Below are 1107 nucleotides of genomic sequence, written 5' to 3' on the forward strand. Positions count from 1 at the left end.
GAGGAGGGGGAGATGCCCACCACCCACGTCGTCACGCAGGGCGAGTGCCTCCTGCTCATCGCGCGGCGCCATGGCTTCGCGGACTTCAAGCGCCTCTACGAACACCCGGACAACGCGGAGCTGCGCGAGAAGCGCCCCAACCCCAACGTGCTCTACCCGGGGGACACCGTCGTCATTCCGGAGGTGAGCGCCCCGAAGAACAAGCCCAACGTCTCCACCGGAAGGGCCCACCGCTTCACCCTCAAGGTGGGGGAGCGGCACCTGCGGCTCGCCCTGAAGGACGCGGAGGGGGCACCGCGCTCCGGAATGCCCTACCTGCTCACCTTCGAGCAGGAGGTCCTCGAAGGCAGTACGGATGATGAGGGCTTCCTCGAGGCGAAGGTCCCCTTCACCGTCAGCCAGGTGGAGCTGGAGTGCGAGGGCCTGTCCTGGGAGGTCGCGCTGGGCACCCTGCGTCCCATGAGGGACACCCCTGACCACGGTGTCCGCGGCGCGGAGTCCCGGCTCATCAACCTGGGCTATGCGCTGGAGCCGACGGGGAAGATGACGCTGGGGCTTCGCAGCGCCATTCGCGCCTTCCAGCACCGCGGCGGCCTGGAAGTCACCGGCCACCTGGACGTGGAGACCCTGCGGCGGCTCGAGGAGCTGCACGGGAGCTGAACCCCTTTGCGTGAGAGGTACCGATGGCAGCCAAGGCCGTGAAGAAGGAGACCGCGAAGGACGCGCCCACGCAGGCCGCTCCGAAGCAGGACAAGCCCAAGAAGGCGGCCGTGGCGACGGCGCCGGAGCGCCGGGCGCATCATGCGACGCTGGGTGAGACGAAGTGCCCGGACTGCGCGGTGGGCCTGCTGAAGCAGTTCGCGAGCGAGAGCCTGCGGAACCAGAAGGAGCTCGACCCGGGCAACCAACGGTTCCACCTGCAGGATGACGAGGAGCTGGAGTTGGCGCGGACGAACCCGCTCACGCTCCAGCTCGTGGGCCTGCGCCGGGAGCGCTCCCTGTCCAACCGGTTCGACGACCTGCTCGTCGTGCTCTACGACCCGGCCCTGTTGAAGGAAGGAGAGAAGACCGTCCTCGAAGCCGAGGGGCTCCGCGCGGAGAACCTGA

The 1107-nt window shown here is 68.6% G+C and carries 2 protein-coding genes; both read left to right on the forward strand.

Features of this window, described 5'->3' with window-relative positions; genetic code table 11:
- A partial coding sequence (locus HUA75_RS45990) for a peptidoglycan-binding protein (RefSeq protein ID WP_217446591.1) occupies window positions 1-660 on the forward strand: 660 nt, incomplete at its 5' end.
- Window positions 661-683: 23 nt separating this feature from the next.
- Window positions 684-1107: hypothetical protein (locus HUA75_RS45995; protein ID WP_174490131.1), on the forward strand; the 424-nt coding region annotated here is incomplete at its 3' end.

Origin of the sequence: Myxococcus sp. CA040A (genome assembly GCF_013336725.1) — a bacterium.
GTDB lineage: Bacteria > Myxococcota > Myxococcia > Myxococcales > Myxococcaceae > Myxococcus > Myxococcus llanfairpwllgwyngyllgogerychwyrndrobwllllantysiliogogogochensis.